Origin of the sequence: Streptomyces sp. 840.1 (assembly GCF_003751445.1) — a bacterium.
GTDB lineage: Bacteria > Actinomycetota > Actinomycetes > Streptomycetales > Streptomycetaceae > Streptomyces.
Genome location: NZ_RJUU01000001.1, coordinates 388,543 through 408,015, shown reverse-complemented (window position 1 = coordinate 408,015; position 19,473 = coordinate 388,543). Strand labels below are relative to the sequence as shown.

Annotated in this window: 21 protein-coding genes; 13 read left to right on the top strand and 8 right to left on the bottom strand. The window is 71.0% G+C overall.

The features are described from left to right. Positions 1-18: 18 nt before the first annotated feature. Entirely contained in the window at positions 19-612 is a 594-nt protein-coding gene (locus tag EDD93_RS01775; protein WP_123523484.1) for a PepSY domain-containing protein, read from the bottom strand. 121 nt (positions 613-733) lie between these two features. Here EDD93_RS01775 and EDD93_RS01770 point away from each other — a divergent pair, with 121 nt between their 5' ends. Together EDD93_RS01770 and EDD93_RS01765 are read left to right on the top strand one after the other, a co-directional pair. Next, positions 734-1,393, top strand: coding sequence for a response regulator transcription factor (locus EDD93_RS01770; protein WP_123523483.1), 660 nt, complete (start codon positions 734-736; stop codon positions 1,391-1,393). Then, entirely contained in the window at positions 1,390-2,832 is a 1,443-nt protein-coding gene (locus EDD93_RS01765) for a cell wall metabolism sensor histidine kinase WalK (protein ID WP_123523482.1), read from the top strand. The genes EDD93_RS01770 and EDD93_RS01765 overlap by 4 nt, the downstream gene beginning before the upstream one ends. Positions 2,833-2,860: 28 nt before the next feature. Here the strand turns inward: EDD93_RS01765 and EDD93_RS01760 are convergent, their stop codons facing one another. The 4 genes from EDD93_RS01760 to EDD93_RS01745 form a co-directional block, all read right to left on the bottom strand. After that, on the bottom strand, positions 2,861-3,331 hold the full coding sequence (locus EDD93_RS01760) for a MarR family winged helix-turn-helix transcriptional regulator (RefSeq protein ID WP_123523481.1): 471 nt from the start codon (positions 3,329-3,331) through the stop codon (positions 2,861-2,863). Positions 3,332-3,454: 123 nt separating this feature from the next. Further along, the gene (locus EDD93_RS01755) at positions 3,455-4,216 is read right to left on the bottom strand and encodes an AIM24 family protein (protein ID WP_123523480.1); all 762 of its coding nucleotides are present in this window, start codon (positions 4,214-4,216) and stop codon (positions 3,455-3,457) included. Continuing rightward, positions 4,213-4,863 carry an AIM24 family protein gene (locus EDD93_RS01750; protein WP_024494216.1) on the bottom strand — a complete coding sequence of 217 codons (651 nt, stop codon included), beginning with the start codon at positions 4,861-4,863 and terminating at the stop codon, positions 4,213-4,215. The genes EDD93_RS01755 and EDD93_RS01750 overlap by 4 nt, the downstream gene beginning before the upstream one ends. Then, entirely contained in the window at positions 4,863-5,495 is a 633-nt protein-coding gene (locus EDD93_RS01745; RefSeq protein ID WP_123523479.1) for an AIM24 family protein, read from the bottom strand. Before EDD93_RS01745 ends, EDD93_RS01750 begins: the two co-directional genes overlap by 1 nt. A 179-nt stretch (positions 5,496-5,674) precedes the next feature. On the opposite strand from EDD93_RS01745, the gene EDD93_RS01740 reads away from it, so the two are divergent. After that, a complete protein-coding gene (locus EDD93_RS01740) occupies positions 5,675-6,025 on the top strand; it encodes a DUF3817 domain-containing protein (RefSeq protein WP_123523478.1) in 351 nt (116 codons plus the stop codon). After that, the gene (locus EDD93_RS01735) at positions 6,022-6,315 is read left to right on the top strand and encodes an MTH1187 family thiamine-binding protein (protein ID WP_123523477.1); all 294 of its coding nucleotides are present in this window, start codon (positions 6,022-6,024) and stop codon (positions 6,313-6,315) included. Before EDD93_RS01740 ends, EDD93_RS01735 begins: the two co-directional genes overlap by 4 nt. A gap of 36 nt (positions 6,316-6,351) precedes the next feature. On the opposite strand, the gene EDD93_RS01730 is transcribed toward EDD93_RS01735, so the two are convergent. Continuing rightward, positions 6,352-7,341, bottom strand: a complete 990-nt coding sequence (locus tag EDD93_RS01730; RefSeq protein WP_123523476.1) for a DUF5937 family protein — start codon at positions 7,339-7,341, stop codon at positions 6,352-6,354. 73 nt (positions 7,342-7,414) lie between these two features. Here EDD93_RS01730 and EDD93_RS01725 point away from each other — a divergent pair, with 73 nt between their 5' ends. The 5 genes from EDD93_RS01725 (at position 7,415) to EDD93_RS01705 (ending at position 12,737) form a co-directional block, all read left to right on the top strand. Then, positions 7,415-8,836, top strand: a complete 1,422-nt coding sequence (locus tag EDD93_RS01725) for an MFS transporter (protein WP_123527534.1) — start codon at positions 7,415-7,417, stop codon at positions 8,834-8,836. A 10-nt stretch (positions 8,837-8,846) separates the two neighbouring features. Further along, on the top strand, positions 8,847-9,356 hold the full coding sequence (locus tag EDD93_RS01720; protein ID WP_073737055.1) for a MarR family winged helix-turn-helix transcriptional regulator: 510 nt from the start codon (positions 8,847-8,849) through the stop codon (positions 9,354-9,356). A 75-nt stretch (positions 9,357-9,431) separates the two neighbouring features. Continuing rightward, a complete protein-coding gene (locus tag EDD93_RS01715; protein ID WP_123523475.1) occupies positions 9,432-9,764 on the top strand; it encodes a DUF3817 domain-containing protein in 333 nt (110 codons plus the stop codon). A 109-nt stretch (positions 9,765-9,873) separates the two neighbouring features. Continuing rightward, complete coding sequence (locus EDD93_RS01710) at positions 9,874-11,574, top strand: methylmalonyl-CoA mutase (RefSeq protein WP_123523474.1); 1,701 nt, start codon at positions 9,874-9,876, stop codon at positions 11,572-11,574. 101 nt (positions 11,575-11,675) lie between these two features. After that, the gene (locus tag EDD93_RS01705) at positions 11,676-12,737 is read left to right on the top strand and encodes an alpha/beta fold hydrolase (RefSeq protein ID WP_123523473.1); all 1,062 of its coding nucleotides are present in this window, start codon (positions 11,676-11,678) and stop codon (positions 12,735-12,737) included. 13 nt (positions 12,738-12,750) lie between these two features. On the opposite strand, the gene EDD93_RS01700 is transcribed toward EDD93_RS01705, so the two are convergent. Further along, a complete protein-coding gene (locus EDD93_RS01700; RefSeq protein WP_123523472.1) occupies positions 12,751-13,380 on the bottom strand; it encodes a TetR/AcrR family transcriptional regulator in 630 nt (209 codons plus the stop codon). A 316-nt stretch (positions 13,381-13,696) separates the two neighbouring features. Here EDD93_RS01700 and EDD93_RS01695 point away from each other — a divergent pair, with 316 nt between their 5' ends. From EDD93_RS01695 to EDD93_RS01675, 4 genes are all read left to right on the top strand, one after another. After that, complete coding sequence (locus EDD93_RS01695) at positions 13,697-14,677, top strand: tetratricopeptide repeat protein (RefSeq protein WP_185092188.1); 981 nt, start codon at positions 13,697-13,699, stop codon at positions 14,675-14,677. Positions 14,678-15,276: 599 nt separating this feature from the next. Beyond that, complete coding sequence (locus tag EDD93_RS01685; RefSeq protein WP_123523470.1) at positions 15,277-15,909, top strand: DUF6230 family protein; 633 nt, start codon at positions 15,277-15,279, stop codon at positions 15,907-15,909. Between the two features lie 98 nt (positions 15,910-16,007). Further along, positions 16,008-16,598, top strand: a complete 591-nt coding sequence (locus EDD93_RS01680; RefSeq protein ID WP_123523469.1) for a DUF6114 domain-containing protein — start codon at positions 16,008-16,010, stop codon at positions 16,596-16,598. Next, positions 16,588-17,901 (top strand): hypothetical protein, encoded by a 1,314-nt coding sequence (locus tag EDD93_RS01675; protein ID WP_123523468.1) that lies wholly within the window; start codon positions 16,588-16,590, stop codon positions 17,899-17,901. The genes EDD93_RS01680 and EDD93_RS01675 overlap by 11 nt, the downstream gene beginning before the upstream one ends. A gap of 91 nt (positions 17,902-17,992) precedes the next feature. Here the strand turns inward: EDD93_RS01675 and pyk are convergent, their stop codons facing one another. Further along, complete coding sequence (gene pyk / locus EDD93_RS01670; RefSeq protein WP_123523467.1) at positions 17,993-19,423, bottom strand: pyruvate kinase; 1,431 nt, start codon at positions 19,421-19,423, stop codon at positions 17,993-17,995. Between the last annotated feature and the right edge of the window lie 50 nt (positions 19,424-19,473).

Here is a 19,473-nt window from a genome sequence, read left to right as displayed (position 1 = left end):
CGGGACCGCGGCCGCTGCTCAGTCGTCGTCGTGGTCGTCCCCGTCCCCGTCGTCGCCACCGTGGCCGCTGTCCGGCCGGTCCACCGTGACCTTCGCCGTCTTCGCGTCCACGTCCAGCTCGTGCTTCGCGCCGTCCTTCCCCCGGACGTCGACCTCCCAGTGCACCGCCCGGCCGGTGCGGCCGTCGTGGTCCTCCAGCTCGACCGAGGTCACGGTGCCAGGCACCGATCCGAGCGCGGCCCGCACCGCGTCGTCGAGCGTCACGGAGGTCTTGCGGGGCGCGGACCGGTCGCCGTCGTCGGAGTCGACGTGATCGGCGAGCACCTTGCCGTCGGCCGGGTCCACCGTCACGTCGTGCCGGGTCCGCTCGGAGCCGTACACGTCGAGCTCCCAGACGAGACGGCCGTCCTCGTCGTCGAGTTCGGCCTCGGTCACCGTGCCCGGCACGGCCCGGACGGCGGCCGCTGCCGCGTCCCCGACGGTGACGCGGGCGCTGTCGCGGCCCGGCGTGCCACTCGTGGGACCGCCGCCCGCCAGGGCGACGGCCGTGGCGGTTCCGCCGGCGGCCAGCACCGCGGCGGTGACGGCGGCGATGACGATCTTTCGCTTCATGAGGGGTCCTCCCCGGTCGGACGGTCCGTTGTGCGACGGGTCCCACCCTGCCGAGGGGATGCTGAACGCAGCCTGAAACCACCTGAAGCCGTCTTCAGCTCCGGTTTGCGAGGCTGTGCGCATGCGCCTGTTGATCGTGGAGGACGAGAAGCGGCTGGCGATCTCCCTGGCCCGGGGGCTCACCGCCGAGGGATTCGCCGTGGATGTCGTGCACGACGGGCTCGAAGGGCTGCACCGGGCCTCCGACGGCGCGTACGACCTCGTCGTCCTGGACATCATGCTGCCGGGGATGAACGGCTACCGGGTCTGCGCCGCCCTGCGCGCCGCAGGGCACGAGGTGCCCATCCTGATGCTGACGGCGAAGGACGGGGAGTACGACGAGGCGGAGGGCCTGGACACCGGCGCCGACGACTACCTCACCAAGCCGTTCAGTTACGTGGTGCTGGTCGCCCGGGTCCGCGCACTGCTGCGCCGGCGCGGCGGCTCCGCATCCCCGGTGGTCACCGTCGGCTCCCTGCGCATGGAGACCGCCGCCCGCCGGGTCCACCTCGGTGGGGACGAGGTCGTGCTCACCACCAAGGAGTTCGCCGTGCTCGAACAGCTCGCGCTGCGGGCCGGACAGGTGGTGAGCAAGGCGGAGATCCTGGAGCACGTCTGGGACTTCGCCTACGACGGCGACCCGAACATCGTCGAGGTGTACGTGAGCACCCTGCGCCGCAAGCTCGGCGCGGCCGCCATCCGCACGGTGCGCGGCGCCGGTTACCGGCTGGAGGCGCTGTGAGATCGGTACGGGCCAGGGCGGCGCTCGGCGCCACGGTGGTCGTCGCCCTCGCGCTCGTCGCCGCCGGGCTCGCCGCCCTGCTGGTCCTGCGCGCCAACCTCACCGGCCAGGCGGGCCTCCAGGCCGAGGTGGCGGCCCGCGAGGCCGCCGGGCAGCTGGCCCTCGACGTCCCCTACGACAAGCTGGAGACGGGCGACGAGGAGGACCATCCGGTCCAGGTGACCGACGAGGACGGACGGGTGGTCGCCGTCTCCAAGGACCTGGAGGCGATCTCCGGCACCGGCACGGACCGGGTCACCCCGCAGCCCTCGCCCGCCCCGGGCACGGGCGACGACGGCGACCGCGATGACGACGACGATGACGACGGCGCGGGCACCGACCCCGGACGCGGTGAGGTCTCCACCGAGGACCCGGACTTCGGCAACGGCACCGCCACCGTCGACGGCGAGAGCGCCGACTACCGCTTCGCGTCCGTCGAGGCGACGAACTCCGCCGGGCTGACCCTGACCGTCCACGCCGGGGCCCCGCTCGCCGCGGAGCAGCGGGCCGTCGCGAGCGTGCGCGCCGCGATGCTGGCAGCGCTGCCCGTCGTGCTGCTCGTGGTCGCGGGGGTGACCTGGCTGGTGACCCGGCGGGCGCTGCGCCCGGTCGAGGACATCCGGCGCGAGATGGCGGCGATCACCGCGTCCGAGGACCTGGGCAGGCGGGTGCCGGAGCCGGGTTCGCGCGACGAGGTCGCGCGGCTGGCCCGTACCACCAACGAGACGCTCACCGCCCTGGAGGCCTCCGTCGACCGGCAGCGGCGGTTCGTCGCGGACGCCTCGCACGAGCTGCGCTCCCCGATCGCCTCGCTCCGCACCCAGCTGGAGGTGGGCGCCGCGCACCCGGAGCTGCTGGACGTGCCGGGTGCGGTGGCCGACACCGTGCGGCTCCAGGCGCTGGCCGCCGATCTGCTGCTGCTGGCCAGGCTGGACGCGGGGGAGCGGCCGGGGAGCGTGCGGCTGGATCTGGGCGCGCTGGTGCGCGAGGAGGTCTCGCAGCGCACCGGTGACCGGATCGCGGTGGCGGTGTCCGTGCCGGAGCCGGGCGGGCCGGAGGTGACCGGTTCACGAGGTCAGCTGGCCCGGGTGATCGGCAATCTGCTGGACAACGCCGAGCGGCACGCGGTCGGTTCGGTGGCCGTGGCGGTGCGGGGGGCACGCGGGGGCGCGGTCCTCGTGGTCACGGACGACGGGGCCGGGGTGCCGGAGGCGGAGCGCGAGCGGGTCTTCGAGCGCTTCGTGCGTCTCGACGACGCCCGCGCCCGCGACGACGGCGGGGCCGGTCTGGGCCTCGCCATCGCCCGCGACGTGGCCGTGCGGCACGGGGGCCGGCTGACCGTGGCCGGGGCGGGGGAGTGCGGCGCCCGGTTCGAGCTGTGGCTGCCGGGCCCCCGCTGAGCGCCGCCCCCGGGCTGCCGGACCGCTGTCAGACGCGGCGGGCGCGCAGGTGGTCCGCGACCGGGGCGAGGGCGGCGTGCAGCTGCTCCAGCGCCTCCGGGGTCAGCAGGTCCATGAAGTGCTTGCGCACCGACGCCACGTGGTGGGGCGCCACCTTGCGCATCGTCTCCGCGCCGGTCTCGGTGAGGACCGCGTACAGCCCGCGCCGGTCGGACTCGCAGTTCTCCCGGCGGACCAGGCCCGCGCTCTCCATGCGGGTGACCTGGTGCGAGAGCCTGCTCTTGGACTGCAGGGTGGCGGTGGCGAGATCACTCATCCGCAGCCGCTGGTCCGGCGACTCCGAGAGGTTGACGAGGATCTCGTAGTCGTTGTTGGTCAGGCCGAACGGCTGGAGGTCCTTCTCCAGCTGGTGCATCAGCAGCCTGCTGACATCCAGGTGGGTGCGCCAGGCGCACTGCTCCGCGTTGCTCAGCCAGCGGGTGGCCGTCTCGGTCTCCATATATGGATTCTACCTAAGAAGTTGAAATCCGGACGAAGTCAGTTGGTGTGACGCCCGGCACGCGCCGGCCGGGTCCCGCGGGTGAGGCGCTGACCTTCGGCGTCACACTCCGCAGACTACCGTTCACAACCCGAAGCGCCGTTGGAGGTCCCCCAGCTGGCCCGGGGTGCGGGGGTTGGACCCAGGTTGACCCCCGCCCGGAACACCCGCCTGCTGCGGCACCGCTCCCGTCGGCTGCTCGGCCATCAGCACCTCGGTGGACTGGAGCAGCACCGTGCCCGCGCCGACGAACTCGAACTGGTGCTCCTCGCCCGAGGCGCCGCCGATCCCGGTGAACGCCCGCAGCCCGCCCAGCACGCCCCGCATGTAGCCGTGGTCGTAGTGGTGGCACGGCGAGGGGCAGTCCGCCCAGCCCACCAGTGCCTGCGGGTCGACCCGCAGCGGCGGCTCCATGAAGACCACCGGACCGTTGGAGGCGGCGACGAACTTCCCCGTACCGATCAGCGTCAGGAACCCCGGCACGATCGACTGCTTCAGCGCCAGCGTCGGCTGGTAGGCCAGCAGGTTCCCGGACCGGATCGTCAGGTTCCCGTCCTGAAGGTCGTAGGAGTTCACGTCGAAGGCCCGGTCCGCGAGCAGCATCTTCCCGCTGCCCTCGGCCACCACCCAGTCACTCGCGTGCAGCGGCGAGTGGAAGCTCGTACGGACCAGGCCCTCGAAGCGGCCGTGCCCGATGCCGTTGAACTCGATCCGCCCGTAGTAGGCGATCATCTTGCCCTTCTGCAGGAACCACTGGCTCCCCTTCAGCTCCACACAGAAGGTGTACGCGTTGACGTTGTCGTCCGACGGCAGCGTCATCGGGTCGAAGACCACGGGCGAGCTCACAGCTTCTCCTCCGACGCCTGGACGTACACCGCACCACTGCCGCTCAGCTCCAGCTGGAAGCCCTCGCCGGAGCCGCGCCCCACCATCTCGCGCCAGCCGAGCGCGGTGGAGAGCTTGTTGCGCACGTCGCCGTGGTGGGCGACGTAGGCCTGCGGATCCACGTGCACGTCGCGGCCCGGCGTGATCGGCAGCTCGATCACCCCGCCGTGCGCCATCACCGCCACCGCGCCGTGCCCCTTCAGCGTCGTCGTGAACAGGCCCTGCCCGCTCACCTGGCCGCGCACCATGCCCATCACGCCGCCCTGCGAGCCCATGAACATCGTGCCCTGCTGGAGCGCGCCGTCGAAGGCGAGCAGCCGGTCGGCCTCCACGTAGAGGGTGTCCCCGGACAGGTTGATCACCTGGATGTGGTGGCCGCCGTGACCGAACATCACGGTGCCGCTGCCCTCGACCGTCATCAGGGGCGTCGCCTCGTTCGCCATCCGGCGGCCGATCATCGACATCACCCCGCCCTGACCGCCCTGGATGTTCGGCGTGAAGGACACCTCGCCGCGGTAGGCCAGCATCGCGCCGCGCTGGCTGAACATCTTCTGGCCGGGGACGACCGTCGCCTCGACCATCTTCGAGTTGATCTCGCGGAACGGCATCAGAGATCGCCCCCGATCGTGTTCCGCTCACTGGGCTGGACGTAGACGAGTCCCTCGCCCTCGAAGCGGATCTGGAAGGACTCGCCCGAGCCCTCGCCCATCAGCGTCCGGAAGTTCACCCCGGACTGGAAGTGCTGCTGGAGGCTGCCCTGGTGGGCGATGTAGGCGCCGGGGTCGACGAAGAGCGGGTACTGGGCGGAGACCCGCAGGGTCACGGCCGTGCCGTCCGACATGATCGCCGCCTGGCCCGTCCCCTCGACGGTGGTGGTGAACAGGCCGTTGCCCGTCCCGCCGCCGCGCAGCCCGGTGAAGGTGGTGCCGGTACGCAGACCGGCCTCGGTGCAGAGCAGATTGCTCGCCTCGACGTGCAGCTTCTCGCCGCGCAGCGAGACGAGGCTGATGTCACTCGCCCGGTCCGCGAAGTAGCAGGTGCCCTCGCCCTTCACCTCCATCACGGCCATCTGCTCGCCGGTCAGCCGGCGGGTCACCATGCCGCGCAGGCCCTCACCGCCGCCGGTCATCTTCTTGAACGCCATCCGGCCGTCGTACGCGACCATCGAGCCGTTCTTCGCCTTGACGGCGTCGCCGGTCAGGTCGACGGCGAGCGTCTTGCTGCCTTGGAGTCGGAACATTGCCACGGTTCGACGGTAGCCGCCGGAAATCCGGCCCGTCCCGCGAATAGAGGACAAGGAGTGCCCGAAGGGCGCGAAACGGCCCCCGCCACAGGGCCGGGTGGCGGCCGGTGCCACAATGGTCGCGCTTGTGCCTGCGTTCACAAGCTGTCACCGTCCTCCCACCCGAAGGTGCCCCCGTGGACATCAAGACCGCTACCGCCCTGCACCGGCTGCGCCTCATCTCGATTCCCGAGGCGCTCTCCTTCCCCGCGCTGATCATCTTCGGCTCGGTGCTGAGCCGGGTCTCCGACATCGACTTCCTGATGATGCCGCTCGGCATGCTGCACGGCGTGCTCTTCGTGATCTACGTCGTCCTGCTGCTCGACGTCTGGAACAAGACCAAGTGGCCGCTCAAGCGCGTCGCGTTCTTCTTCCTGCTCTGCGTGCTGCCGTTCGGCGGCCTGTACGGCGACAAGGTGCTGAAGCGCTACGAGGCCGACGGTGTCATCGCCGCCCGCGCCCGCCGGGAAGGTACGGTCAGCGCATGATCGTCGCCTTTTCCGTCAGCCCGCTGGGGGTCGGTGAGGACGTCGGCGAGTACGTCGCCGACGCCGTCCGGGTCGTCCGCGAGTCCGGGCTGCCCAACCGCACGGACGCCATGTTCACCTCCGTCGAGGGGGAGTGGGACGAGGTCATGGACGTCGTCAAGCGCGCCGTCGCCGCCGTCGAGGCGCGGGCCGGCCGGGTCTCCCTCGTGCTCAAGGCCGACATCCGCCCCGGTGTGACCGACGGGCTGACCGCCAAGGTCGAGACGGTCGAGCGGCACCTGGCCGGCTGACCCCCGGGGAGCGGCGCCCCCGCCGGGCGCCGCTCGTCACGGTGCGTGCGGCACTGCCAGGGCGATCCCGAGCGGCGTCCGCTCGTACAGCACCTGGTGCCCGTACCTGCGCGAGGTCAGCAGCCCCGCGGACCGCAGCACCGACAGGTGCTCCGAGACGGAGGACGGCGCGAGGCCGAGCCGGTGCGCGAGCGCGGAGGTGCCGGCCGGCTCGTCGAGCGCGCACAGGACGTCGGCGCGGGCCCGGCCGAGCAGCCGGGCGAGGACGTCCGGGGTGCGGTCGCCCGGCTCCGTCCAGAGCCCGCCGATGCCGCGCGCCGGATAGATGACCGCGGGCAGCCAGGGCGCCTCGAAGCCGCCGACCACGTTCGGCCAGGCGAACACGCTCGGCATCAGCACCAGGCCCTGTCCGCCGAGCACCCGGGAGTGCCGGCCGGCCGTGCGGGCGATGGTCAGCGTCGAGTCCGCCCAGCTCAGCTGCGGGCTCAGCTCGCTCAGCAGCCGCTCGAAGCCGACCGCCGCCAGCCGCCGTGAGTGGTAGGCCACATCCGCCTCCAGCAGCGCCCGCAGCCGGGGCCAGTGCGGCTCGATCAGCGCCCGCCAGGCCAGCTCCAGCAGATCGGCCAGCTCCCGCACGGTCCGTGCCGGATCGGCCAGCATCGCCCGCCCGGCGGGTGAATCCAGCGCCCCGGGCCGGTCGGCCAGCGCGCACGCGATGTCCTCCCGCGCCAGCGCCGGATCCACCGCCCGCACGCCCGCCATCTCCTCCTCGAACGAGGCGAGCGGCCCCAGCGGCGGCGGGCAGAAGAAGTCCGGGCTGTGACCGCGCTCGTTCATCAGCAGCCACAGCGGACCGAGTTCGAGCCCGGCGGCCGCGTCCCGGATCCTTCGCAGCCACGGCAGGTGATAGCCCTGCCGCTCCGGCCGGGCCAGTACCCGGACAGCCGCCTGGGTCTCCCCGATCGGGGACAGCGCGAACCGGCAGCGCAGCAGATCGCTCTCGTCGAAATGCAGATGGAACGGCATGCGCGGCCTCGGGAAGATTCGGGTGGGACCGAAAGTCTACGGACCCGGCGCCGTGCTCCCGCAGGCTGCGTCCATGCCGAGAGACACCGATCCGCCGGCGGGCGGCCACACACCCCGCGACCCGGAGCGCGCCGGTTCCCCCGACCCGAGCGGGCCGGCCGCGCTCCGGGCCCCCGCGGCCCCCGAAACCGTGCCCGGACCCGCCGGGCCGGCCCCTGCGGGTCCGGGACCCGGCGCGGAGCCCTCCCGCGGCTACCGGGCCGTCTTCGCCGTCCGCGAGTTCCGCGCCGTCTTCGCCGCGCATCTGCTCTCGCTGCTCGGCGTCGTGGTCAGCGAGCTCGCGCTGACCGTCCTCGTCTACGACCTCACCGGCTCACCGCTGCTCAGCGCCCTGACGTTCGCGCTCGGCATGCTGCCGTACCTCGTCGGCGGCACCCTCTTCGCGGGGATCGCCGACCGCTACCCCGCCCGCCGGGTCCTGGTCACCTGCGACCTGATCTGCGCGGCCTGCGTCGCCGTGATGGTGCTGCCGGGCACCCCCGTCGCCGGACTGCTCCTGCTGCGCTGCCTGGTGGCCGCCGTCTCGCCGGTCTTCACCGGGACCAGGATGGCCGCGCTCGCCGACATCCTAGGTGAGGACGACCTCTACGTACTGGGCCGCTCGCTGCTGCGGATCGTCTCGCAGAGCGCCCTGCTGGCCGGTTTCGGGGTGGGCGGGCTGCTGCTGGCGGCGGTCTCGCCGCGCGGTGCGATCACCATCACCGTCGCCACCTTCCTCGGCTCGGCCCTCCTGCTGCGCCTCGGCACCCGGGACCGTCCGGCCCGGACCGGCGGCGGGGGCGGCGGCACCCTGCTGGGCGAGTCGCTCTCGGGGGCCCGGCTGGTCCTCGGGAACCGCCGGATCCGGGCCCTGCTGCTGCTCTTCTGGCTGCCCCCGGTGTTCGTCGTCGCCCCGGAGGCGCTGGCGGCGCCGTACGCCGACGAGATCGGTGCGGGCACCGTCGCGCTCGGGCTGCTGATGTGTGCCATGCCGGTCGGCCAGATCGCCGCCGAACTGTACGTGGGCGCGGCCCTGAGCCCACGCGCCCGCTCCCTGATCGTGCTGCCGGCCGCGGCGGTGGGGCTGCTGCCCTTCCTGCTGTACGGGATCAGCCCCGGCCTCGTGGTGATCGCGGCCGCGCTGGTGGTGGCCGGCGCGGGCTCGGCGTACATCATCGGGCTCGACCAGTGGTTCGTCGAGGCCGTTCCGGAGGAACTGCGCGGCCGGGCCATGACCCTGCTCACCGCCGGGCTGATGACGCTGCAGGGCGTGGGCATGGCGCTGGCGGGCCTGGCCGCGGAGTTCTTCCCGGTGCACCAGGTGGTCGCCGGGGCCGGGGCCGTGGGCACCCTGTGCATGCTGGTGCTCGTCGCGGAGGTCCGCAGAACCGCACCCGCTCACCGAATTCGGACCGAAGTTCGAGACGGGGCGGACCAGCATGTGACCAGTGGGTAAGGTCGATGCCGTGCCGAAGCCGCTCAGTCTCCCCTTCGATCCCATCGCCCGCGCCGACGAACACTGGCAGCAGCGCTGGGGCCCGGTGCCCTCCATGGGTGCGATCACCTCGATCATGCGCGCGCAGCAGATCCTGCTCGCGGAGGTCGACGCGGTGGTCAAACCGTACGGGCTGACCTTCGCACGGTACGAGGCGCTGGTCCTGCTGACCTTCTCCAAGGCCGGTGAGCTGCCGATGTCCAAGATCGGTGAGCGGCTGATGGTCCACCCCACCTCCGTCACGAACACCGTGGACCGGCTGGTGCGCTCCGGCCTGGTCGACAAGCGCCCCAACCCGAACGACGGCCGGGGCACGCTCGCCTCGATCACGGACAAGGGGCGCGAGGTCGTCGAGGCGGCCACCGAGGACCTGGTCGCGATGGAGTTCGGGCTCGGGGTGTACGACGCCGAGGAGTGCGGCGAGATCTTCGCGCTGCTGCGGCCGCTGCGGATCGCCGCACAGGACTTCGAGGAGATCTGAGCGGGCCGGGGAGGGCGGGGTTCCGCGCCCGGCCCGCTGCAAGATCGCCCACGACGTCCGGTTAGGCTCGATGGCATGAAACGCAGCGTCCTGACCCGGTACCGGGTGATGGCTTACGTCACCGCCGTCATGTTGCTGGTGCTCTGCACCTGCATGATCTTCAAGTACGGCTTCGACACCGGCGAGGGCCTGACGCTCGTCGTCTCGCAGATCCACGGCGTGCTCTACATCATCTACCTGATCTTCGCCTTCGACCTCGGCTCCAAGGCGAAGTGGCCGATGGGCAAGCTGCTCTGGGTGCTGATCGCCGGCACGATCCCGACGGCCGCCTTCTTCGTCGAGCGCCAGGTCGCCCGCGACGTCGAGCCGCTGCTCGCGGACGCCGCCCCGGTTCCCGCGAAGGCCTGACCGGAGCCCGGTCCCGGCCCGGCCCGAATCCTGGTCCGAACCGCCCCGCGCAAAGCGCCGGGCGGTTTCCCATCGACATTTACTAGGACGTCCTAGTAAATTTGTGCGCATGGACGCTGACGCGATCGAGGAAGGCCGCCAACGCTGGCAGGCCCGTTACGACAAGGCCCGCAAGCGTGACGCGGACTTCACCACGCTCTCCGGGGATCCGGTCGAGCCTGCGTACGGCCCCCGGCCCGGGGACACGTACGAGGGCTTCGAGCGGATCGGCTGGCCCGGTGAGTACCCCTTCACCCGCGGGCTCCACCCGACCGGCTACCGGGGCCGCACCTGGACGATCCGCCAGTTCGCCGGCTTCGGCAACGCCGAGCAGACCAACGAGCGCTACAAGATGATCCTGGCCGCCGGCGGCGGCGGGCTCAGCGTCGCCTTCGACATGCCGACGCTGATGGGCCGCGACTCCGACGACCCCCGCGCGCTGGGCGAGGTCGGCCACTGCGGGGTGGCCATCGACTCCGCCGCCGACATGGAGGTCCTCTTCAAGGACATCCCGCTCGGTGACGTCACGACGTCGATGACGATCAGCGGCCCCGCCGTGCCCGTCTTCTGCATGTACCTGGTCGCCGCCGAGCGCCAGGGCGTCGACCCGGCCGTGCTCAACGGCACGCTCCAGACGGACATCTTCAAGGAGTACATCGCGCAGAAGGAGTGGCTCTTCCAGCCCGAGCCCCATCTGCGTCTCATCGGTGACCTGATGGAGCACTGCGCCCGCGACATCCCCGCGTACAAGCCGCTCTCCGTCTCCGGCTACCACATCCGCGAGGCCGGGGCGACGGCCGCGCAGGAGCTCGCGTACACCCTGGCCGACGGCTTCGGATACGTGGAGCTCGGCCTCTCCCGCGGCCTGGAGGTCGACACCTTCGCACCCGGCCTCTCCTTCTTCTTCGACGCGCACCTCGACTTCTTCGAGGAGATCGCCAAGTTCCGCGCGGCCCGCCGGATCTGGGCCCGCTGGATGAAGGAGACGTACGGCGCGAAGACCGACAAGGCGCAGTGGCTGCGCTTCCACACCCAGACCGCCGGGGTCTCGCTCACCGCCCAGCAGCCCTACAACAACGTCGTACGCACCGCCGTCGAGGCGCTCTCCGCCGTCCTCGGCGGTACCAACTCGCTGCACACCAACGCCCTGGACGAGACCCTCGCGCTCCCCTCCGAGCAGGCCGCCGAGATCGCCCTGCGCACCCAGCAGGTGCTGATGGAGGAGACCGGCGTCGCCAACGTGGCCGACCCGCTGGGCGGTTCCTGGTACGTGGAGCAGCTCACCGACCGGATCGAGGCGGACGCCGAGAAGATCTTCGACCAGATCAAGGAGCGCGGCACCCGCGCCCACCCGGACGGACAGCACCCCGTCGGGCCGATGACCTCGGGCATCCTGCGCGGCATCGAGGACGGCTGGTTCACCGGCGAGATCGCCGAGTCCGCCTTCCAGTACCAGCGTTCGCTGGAGAAGGGCGACAAGCGGGTCGTCGGCGTCAACGTCCACCACGGCTCGGTCACCGGCGACCTGGAGATCCTGCGGGTCAGCCACGAGGTCGAGCGCGACCAGGTCATCGAGCTCGCCGGCCGCAAGGACGGCCGCGACGACGCCCGGGTGGGCGCCGCGCTGGACGCGATGCTGGCCGCCGCCCGCGACGGCTCCAACATGATCGCCCCGATGCTCGACGCCGTCCGGGCCGAGGCGACCCTCGGCGAGATCTGCGGGGTGCTGCGCGAGGAATGGGGCACCTACACGGAACCGCCCGGGTTCTGACAGGCAGTCGGTAGTTACAGGTGTCACCTCCAGGGGGCCGGGTAGGCGCAGCCGCGATACTCGTACCCCTCTGGAGGAACACAGTGAGACTGTCCGGGAGAATGACAGCGGCCGCGGGCGCCGCACTCGCCGTACTCGGAACGCTGCTGGTCAGCGGTTCGACGGCGGTCAGCGCCGCACCGGCACCGAAGCCGAGGGTGCAGGACGCCTTCGACTCGCTCGGCCCGGATGTGCAGGCCGCGAAGCTCTCCAGCGGCCGCACCGCGCACTACATCGACGAGGGACGCCGGGGCGGCACCCCGGTCCTGTACATCGGCGGAACCGGAACCAGCGCGCGGGCCGCGCACATGACGGACTTCTTCCGGTCCACCCGGGCGTCGTTCGGACTCCGGCTGATCTCCGTGGAGCGCAACGGCTTCGGTGACACGGAGTACGACCCGTCCCTCGGCAAGGCCGACTTCGCGAAGGACGCCCTCGAGGTCCTGGACCGGATCGGCGTCAAGAAGGTCTCGGTGATCGCGATCTCCGGCGGCGGACCCTACGCCGCCGAGCTCGCCGCCCGCGCCCCGGGCCGGATCAAGGCCCTCCACCTGGCCGCCGCGCTCCCGCCGTACGGCGAGAAGGCCGCCTACTGCTCTCTGAGCGACGACCAGCTCACCGACGCGGTCAAGGACTCGATAGCCGACCCGCGTTCCTGGTGGGCGTTCCCCGACGACAGCGCCGTCAAGTCCATCCCGGGCTTCGCCGACACCGCGTACGAGGAGGGCGCCCGCACGTACAACCAGCGCGGCCAGAAGTCCGATCCGGCGCCGCAGGTGCACGAGCAGCGGCTCTACTGCCAGCGCCCCGGGCCCGACCTGTCGAAGCTGAAGGCGCCCGTCTACCTCTACGGCGGCGACAAGGACACCACCGTGCCGACGGCCGCCGCCCTCGCGGCCTGGCGCAAGGCGCTGCCGGTCACCCCGGTGGTCCGTACGTACGCCGACTCCGGCCATGACGTCCAGTACCGCCACTGGGACCAGATCCTGGTGGACCTGGCCGGGCAGGGCGACCGCACCGTCGTCTGCCACAGCGACCGCACCAAGCTGATGGCGCCGAAGCAGGCGGACCGTCTGGTCTCCGCCGGCCGGGCCACGCTGGGCAGTTGCGCCTGGCAGAAGTAACCCCCCCGCCGCGCTATCCGGCGGCGGCCGCGCCCAGCCCCGCCAGGAGCAGCAGGGTGAAGCGCCGGGCCCAGTCGGCATCGACGGGTTCGGCGCTCACCAGCGCCCGGTGCACCACGGCCCCGGCGATCACGTCGAAGATCAGGTCCGCCGTCAGGGCCGCCGTGACCTCGTCCTGCTCCTGCGGCAACTCGCCGCGTTCCTGGGCCCGTCGGCGGCCCTGGAGGACGAGGCGCTTCTGCCGGTTCACGATCGAGTCGCGGATCCGGGTCCGCAGCGCCTCGTCCCGGGTCGACTCCGCGACCACGGCCATCAGCGCGGTCTGGGTCTCCGGGCGCTCCAGGAGCGCGGCGAACTGCAGCACCACCGCCTGCACATCGGCGGACAGACTGCCCAGATCGGGGAGTTCCAGCTCGTCGAAGAGGACCGCGACCGCGTCCACGACCAGTTCGTTCTTGCCCGCCCAGCGCCGGTACAGCGTCGTCTTGGCGACCCCGGCCCGCGTCGCCACATCACCCATCGTCAGCTTCGACCAGCCGAGATCGACCAGTGAGGCTCTGGTCGCCTCCAGGATCGCCTCATCGGCCGCGGCATTGCGCGGTCGTCCCGTTCGTGAGGGTTTGGGGTGGCTGTGGCTCAGCATGACGCGACCATACCCGCCAGTAGCTAAATCCGACCGGCCCCGTCGGCCGTGAGACAGATCACCGGGTGGTCCTGTTCAGCAGGGGGCGTGGCCAGTTACGCTACGGGTCGTAGCGTAAGGATGCCGGTCGGCCGGCGTCGCGCCACGGACGAACGACAGCCACAGGCACCGGGTGGGGACCGGGTGCCGAACCGGGTCTTTCAGGGGCCCTCGGGCCGTGTCTGTCCGCACACCTCGCACACCGGCGGGGGTCGCGGACGGGCGCGGTTCACGTATCGCTTTCCGGATCGGTGTGCCAAGGGGGGAGGATGTACGTATGCAGCCTAGGAACATGTCCATGAGCGGTGTCGTCGACCTCGCCGCGGTGAAGGCGGCCGGTGAGGCCAAGGTGAAGGCGGAGCAGGCCCGCGCCGAGTCCGCCCGGCAGGGTGGCCCCGCCGCCGTACCCGCTTCCTCCCTTGTGTTCGATGTCGATGAGGCGGGCTTCGAGAGCGACGTACTGCAGCGCTCCGCCGAAGTCCCCGTCGTCATCGACTTCTGGGCCGAGTGGTGCGAGCCGTGCAAGCAGCTGGGACCGCTCCTGGAGCGGCTGGCCCAGCAGTACAACGGCCGCTTCGTGCTGGCCAAGGTCGATGTCGACGCCAACCAGATGCTGATGCAGCAGTTCGGGATCCAGGGCATCCCGGCGGTCTTCGCCGTCGTCGCCGGCCAGGCGCTGCCGCTCTTCCAGGGCGCGGCTCCCGAAGCCCAGATCCGGGAGACGCTGGACCAGCTGATCCAGGTCGGCGAGGAGCGGTTCGGGCTCACCGGCATCGTGGTCGACCAGGACGCGGCGGCTCCGGGCGCGGCCGCGCAGGAGCCCGCTCCGGTGCCCGCCGGGCCGTACGACGCCCTTCTGGAGGCGGCCGCGCAGGCGCTGGACGCCAATGACTTCGCCGGTGCCGTCCAGGCGTACAAGAACGTCCTCTCCGACGAGCCGGCCAACGGCGAGGCCAAGCTCGGTCTCGCCCAGGCCGAACTCCTGGCCCGGGTCCAGAGGACGGACCCGCAGCAGGTCCGCAAGGACGCCGCCGAGAACCCGGCCGATGTGCCGGCCCAGCTCGCCGCGGCCGACCTGGACCTGGTGGGCGGTCATGTCGAGGACGCGTTCGGCCGGCTCGTCGAGACGGTCCGCCGGACTTTCGGCGACGACCGGGACCGGGTCCGGGTGCGGCTGCTGGAGCTGTTCGAGGTGATCGGCCCCGACGACCCCCGGGTGGGCGCCGCGCGCACCGCGCTCGCACGCGTCTTGTTCTGATCTGACAACACGGCCGCGGCTCCTTCCGGGAGCCGCGGCCGTTTTCGCGTCGGGGCGATAAGAGAAGCCCACGCTTTACCAAATCTTGATAAAAGCAACGGCTGTTACTCCGAGTAAATCACCCGCTGAGATCTGTCCGGCTTCGGCCGCCAATGCCGTGATTCGTCTGCGGGCCCGGGGCAACCCTGTGTGGCCGGTCGGTGCCGCCCGGTCGTGACTGGGTTATCGCGCCGTTACCAGTGAGTAACGAACCCCCTTGTGTCACGGCCGTGAATGGACCACGATCGGCCACGCTCGGTCCAATAACGCCAGTCCGGCTGCCAGTCGGTGCGGCGGCTCTGTTGGGTCCCCACCGGGTGGGCCGGCGGCAGTGGCGCCGGCTCCGGACAGGGGGGTTCCTGCTGAACGGCAGGGCCTGTCCGAAGAGGTTGCGCGAACGCGTGGCCAGTGGTTGTCGCTCGGGGGTGATCGCCGGTGATTCGGGCGCGGTTCACGTCCCCGTTCGCGGGCGCTCTCCTTTCCGAGGACGTAGCACTTCTCCCATCCCAGGTCGGGCAGGATGCCAGGCCGGAGATGTACGTCCGAGAAGGAGGAAAAGTATGAGTTCCCAGGTTCGCGGTGGCACGAGATGGAAGCGTTTCGCTGTCGTCATGGTGCCGAGCGTCATAGCCACCGCCGCGGTGGGTGTCGGCCTGGCACAGGGCGCGCTCGCCGCTTCGTTCAGCGTGTCCGGCCAGGAGTTCAAGGTCAGCGCGGATCAGCTGGTCGGCCAGGACTTCGTCCAGTACGGCAGTGTGGCGACGGGCAAGGACCTCAAGGGCAAGGACATGGCCGCTCCGGTCGCCGTGTCCGGGTTCAGCGAGGCCACTATCACCAACATGTGCCAGTCGGTGGTCACCCCTGACCTGCCGTTCGGTCTCGGCAGCGTGACGCTGGAGCTCCACGCGGGCACCGGCAAGGAAAAGGTCTACGCCAAGGACCTGTACCTCGATGTCTCTTCGCTGGGCGCGGACGCCGAGTTCACGAACATCGACATCGGCGTCGCCGCCGGTTCGCTGAAGAACCCGGGCATCCAGCCCGGAACCCAGGCCAACCCCTACGGGTTCTCGCAGCGGGCCGAGGTCGCCAAGCTGTCGAAGGTCAAGCAGCAGGCGTGGGCGACCACAGCGGGAACGTTCAAGCTTCCTGACCTGAAGCTGTCGCTCCACAAGGGTGTCAAGGAGTGCTACTAAGCACTCGCCCGGGTGGCCGGGGGCATGCGCGACATGCTCCCGGCCGCCCACCCTTCTCTTCTTCTCACAGCAGTACCGGTTCCAGGGAGCTGTTTTCCATGAGCCCCGAATCCACAGGGCAGAACGAGCACTACCTCCGCGTCTTCCGGCGACGCTTCCGCACCTGGCGGGGTAACCGGCCGTTCTGGGCGGGTCTGTTCACCATCCTCGGCGGTGTACCCATCGCGTACTTCCCGTACGCGAACATGCACCTCGGCAACATGACGCTGGCGATGTCCACCACCGCGGGCGCGGGATCCCTGATCATCGGGATCCTGCTGATCACGCTCGGTCTGACGATGTGGTTCCACCACATCGTCCGGGTGTTCGCGGGTGTCGCGGCGATCCTGCTCGCACTGATCTCGATCCCCGTCGCCAACATCGGCGGCTTCCTGATCGGCTTCCTGTTCTCCCTGCTCGGCGGTGCCCTCTCCCTGTCCTGGGCTCCCGGTGAGCCCGTGACGGACGAGGCCGCGCCCGCAGGGGGAGTCCCCGCAGCGGCGGCGCCGGACGGCCTCTCGTACACGACGGACGAGCAGACCGCCGGCCATCCCGGGGGCGCGCTCCAGGGGGCGGCCGTTCCCCAGCAGGAGCCGGCGAAGTACGAGACGGCAGTTGAGGTCGACGGCGGGAGGCATCGTGCGGGGTGACGACAATCAGACGGACACGGCGGGCGGGAGCGGGCTCCAGGAGCGAAGAGGGCCGCGCCACGCCGCCCCCAGGAAGTCGCTGCTGACGAAGCTCCACATGCCCGCGGGCAAGAAGGCGTTCGCGCTCGCCGCGATGCCGACCGCGGTGTTCGTCGGGATGGGGCTCACCCCGAAGCTGGCGATGGCCGACGACAGCGCGGACATCCCCTACGCGCCCGGCCCGTGCGTGACCCGCTCCGACGAGCCGAGCGAGTCGCCGTCGCCCTCCGCGTCGGAGACGAAGAAGCCGTCCCCGTCCGCCACGGCGAGCGAGACGGCCACCCCGGACAAGAGCGACGGGGCCACCACCCCGAAGCCCTCGGCCACCCCTTCCGAGAGCGCCACGGGCGACCCGGAGACGGACTCGGCCAAGAAGGCCGCCGACACCCCGGCCGAGACGCCGAGCGCGACTCCTTCGCCCACCGAGTCGAAGAACCCGCTCGACCCGCTGGGCGTCGGTGACGCGCTCAAGGACCTCTTCGACGGACCGGACAAGGAGACGGCGAGCCCGTCCCCGAGTGCCACGACCGCGTCCCCGAAGCCGTCCGCGAGCGACACGGACAAGTCCTCCGGCACGGCGGCGGACAAGCCCGCCGACAAGCCCGTCGAGAAGGTCACCGAAGCGGCGAAGGACACGGCCGACAAGACCGCCGACGCCATCCGTGAGGCTGCGGGCAAGGCCGGCAAGCCGGTCGAGGAGCTGGACAAGGACGCCAAGGGACTCGACCCCAAGAAGGACGAGGACATCCCGGACGGCGCCAAGCCCTCCTTCCCGTGCCCGACCGCCGACCCGAAGGCACTTGCCGCGGCCGATCTGGAGCAGGGCATCCCCCGCCTCCCGAACGACCCGTGGATCCTTGAGAGTTCGCTGCTCACCCTGAGCGGACTCGACTACAAGGGCATCGTGGAGGTGCAGAAGGGCGACGGCAGCACGAAGAAGGTGCTGAAGTTCACCGCCACCTCGCTCGACATCAAGGACCTCCACCAGATGACGGTCGGCCCGCAGTCGGACGCGACCGGTCACGTGAAGGCGCGGAAGGGTTCCACCTCCACCATCCGCAACGGCACGGTGACGATGTACACGGAGGAGCTGAAGGGCAACCTCTTCGGCCTCATCCCGATCACGTTCAGCCCCCAGACGCCGCCCCCGATCAACGTGCCGTTCGCCTTCTTCACCAACGTGAAGGTGACGCAGGCGGGCCAGTTCGGCGGGACGCTGACGGTGCCGGGCCTGCAGAACTACTTCACCAAGGGCACCGGCTGACCGGAGCCCGTCCGTGAGCCGTGGAAACGGCTGTGGGCCGCACCCCGAAGGGTGCGGCCCACAGCCGTTCCAGCTGTCCGTGCGGACCGGGTCAGTCGCGGCCCTGGCCGCCCACGTGGTGCACGCGCACCATGTTGGTCGTGCCCGGGACGCCGGGGGGCGAGCCGGCCGTGATGACCATCGTGTCGCCGGTGTTGTAGCGGCCGAGCTTCAGCAGCTCCGCGTCGACCAGGTCGACCATCGCGTCCGTGGTGTCCACGTGCGGAACGACGTGGGCCTCGACGCCCCAGCTGAGGGCCAGCTGGCTGCGGGTGGCCTCGTCCGTGGTGAAGGCCAGGATGGGCTGGGCCGCGCGGTAGCGGGAGAGGCGGCGGGCGGTGTCGCCGGACTGGGTGAAGGCCACCAGGGCCGCACCGTTCAGGAAGTCCGCGATCTCGCAGGCCGCGCGGGCCACCGAACCGCCCTGGGTGCGCGGCTTCTTGCCCGGCACCAGCGGCTGGAGGCCCTTGGAGAGCAGCTCTTCCTCGGCGGCGACGACGATCTTCGACATCGTCTTGACCGTCTCGATCGGGTACGCGCCGACCGAGGACTCCGCGGAGAGCATGACCGCGTCCGCGCCGTCCAGGATCGCGTTCGCGACGTCGGACGCCTCGGCGCGGGTCGGGCGGGAGTTGGTGATCATCGACTCCATCATCTGGGTCGCGACGATCACCGGCTTGGCGTTGCGCCGGCAGAGCTCCACCAGGCGCTTCTGCACCATCGGGACCTTCTCCAGCGGGTACTCGACGGCGAGGTCGCCGCGGGCGACCATCACACCGTCGAACGCCGCGACGACGCCCTCCATGTTCTCGACGGCCTGCGGCTTCTCGACCTTGGCGATGACGGGGACCCGGCGGCCCTCCTCGTCCATGATCTTGTGGACGTCCTTGACGTCACCGGCGTCCCGGACGAAGGAGAGCGCGACCAGGTCGCAGCCCATCTTCAGGGCGAAGCGGAGGTCGTCGATGTCCTTCTCGGACAGGGCCGGGACGTTGACCGCCGCACCCGGCAGGTTGATCCCCTTGTGGTCGGAGATCACCCCGCCCTCGATGACGATGGTGTGGACCCGGGGGCCGTCCACGGAGACGACCTTCAGCTCGACGTTGCCGTCGTTGATCAGGATCGGGTCGCCCTTGGCGACGTCGCCGGGCAGGCCCTTGTAGGTGGTGCCGCAGATCGACTTGTCCCCGGGGACGTCCTCGGCGGTGATGACGAACTCGTCCCCCCGGACCAGTTCGACGGGGCCCTCGGCGAACTTCGCCAGGCGGATCTTCGGGCCCTGGAGGTCGGCGAGTACGCCGACCGCCCGGCCGGTCTCGGCGGCGGCCTTGCGGACCCGGTCGTAACGACCCTGGTGCTCCGCGTGGGAGCCGTGACTGAAGTTGAATCGGGCCACGCTCATGCCGGCCTCGATCAGAGCGACGAGCTGCTCATGGGAGTCGACGGCGGGACCGAGGGTGCAGACGATTTTGGAACGGCGCATGAGGCGGATCCTATCGGTTTGTTTCGCTGCGGAATATTCCGGCTGGTGGA

Excerpts from the sequence above, each read along its gene's own strand:
- EDD93_RS01770 (WP_123523483.1), top strand. The coding sequence starts at position 734 with ATGCGCCTGTTGATCGTGGAGGACGAGAAGCGGCTGGCGATCTCCCTG.
- EDD93_RS01735 (WP_123523477.1), top strand. The coding sequence starts at position 6,022 with ATGATCGTCGCCTTTTCCGTCAGCCCGCTGGGGGTCGGTGAGGACGTC.
- EDD93_RS01775 (WP_123523484.1), bottom strand. The coding sequence starts at position 612 with ATGAAGCGAAAGATCGTCATCGCCGCCGTCACCGCCGCGGTGCTGGCC.
- EDD93_RS01700 (WP_123523472.1), bottom strand. The coding sequence starts at position 13,380 with ATGCTGAGCCACAGCCACCCCAAACCCTCACGAACGGGACGACCGCGC.
- EDD93_RS01715 (WP_123523475.1), top strand. The coding sequence starts at position 9,432 with ATGAAACGCAGCGTCCTGACCCGGTACCGGGTGATGGCTTACGTCACC.
- EDD93_RS01760 (WP_123523481.1), bottom strand. The coding sequence starts at position 3,331 with ATGGAGACCGAGACGGCCACCCGCTGGCTGAGCAACGCGGAGCAGTGC.
- EDD93_RS01730 (WP_123523476.1), bottom strand. The coding sequence starts at position 7,341 with ATGCCGTTCCATCTGCATTTCGACGAGAGCGATCTGCTGCGCTGCCGG.
- EDD93_RS01725 (WP_123527534.1), top strand. The coding sequence starts at position 7,415 with ATGCCGAGAGACACCGATCCGCCGGCGGGCGGCCACACACCCCGCGAC.
- EDD93_RS01695 (WP_185092188.1), top strand. The coding sequence starts at position 13,697 with ATGCAGCCTAGGAACATGTCCATGAGCGGTGTCGTCGACCTCGCCGCG.
- EDD93_RS01745 (WP_123523479.1), bottom strand. The coding sequence starts at position 5,495 with ATGTTCCGACTCCAAGGCAGCAAGACGCTCGCCGTCGACCTGACCGGC.
- pyk (WP_123523467.1), bottom strand. The coding sequence starts at position 19,423 with ATGCGCCGTTCCAAAATCGTCTGCACCCTCGGTCCCGCCGTCGACTCC.
- EDD93_RS01705 (WP_123523473.1), top strand. The coding sequence starts at position 11,676 with ATGACAGCGGCCGCGGGCGCCGCACTCGCCGTACTCGGAACGCTGCTG.
- EDD93_RS01680 (WP_123523469.1), top strand. The coding sequence starts at position 16,008 with ATGAGCCCCGAATCCACAGGGCAGAACGAGCACTACCTCCGCGTCTTC.
- EDD93_RS01685 (WP_123523470.1), top strand. The coding sequence starts at position 15,277 with ATGAGTTCCCAGGTTCGCGGTGGCACGAGATGGAAGCGTTTCGCTGTC.
- EDD93_RS01750 (WP_024494216.1), bottom strand. The coding sequence starts at position 4,863 with ATGCCGTTCCGCGAGATCAACTCGAAGATGGTCGAGGCGACGGTCGTC.
- EDD93_RS01710 (WP_123523474.1), top strand. The coding sequence starts at position 9,874 with ATGGACGCTGACGCGATCGAGGAAGGCCGCCAACGCTGGCAGGCCCGT.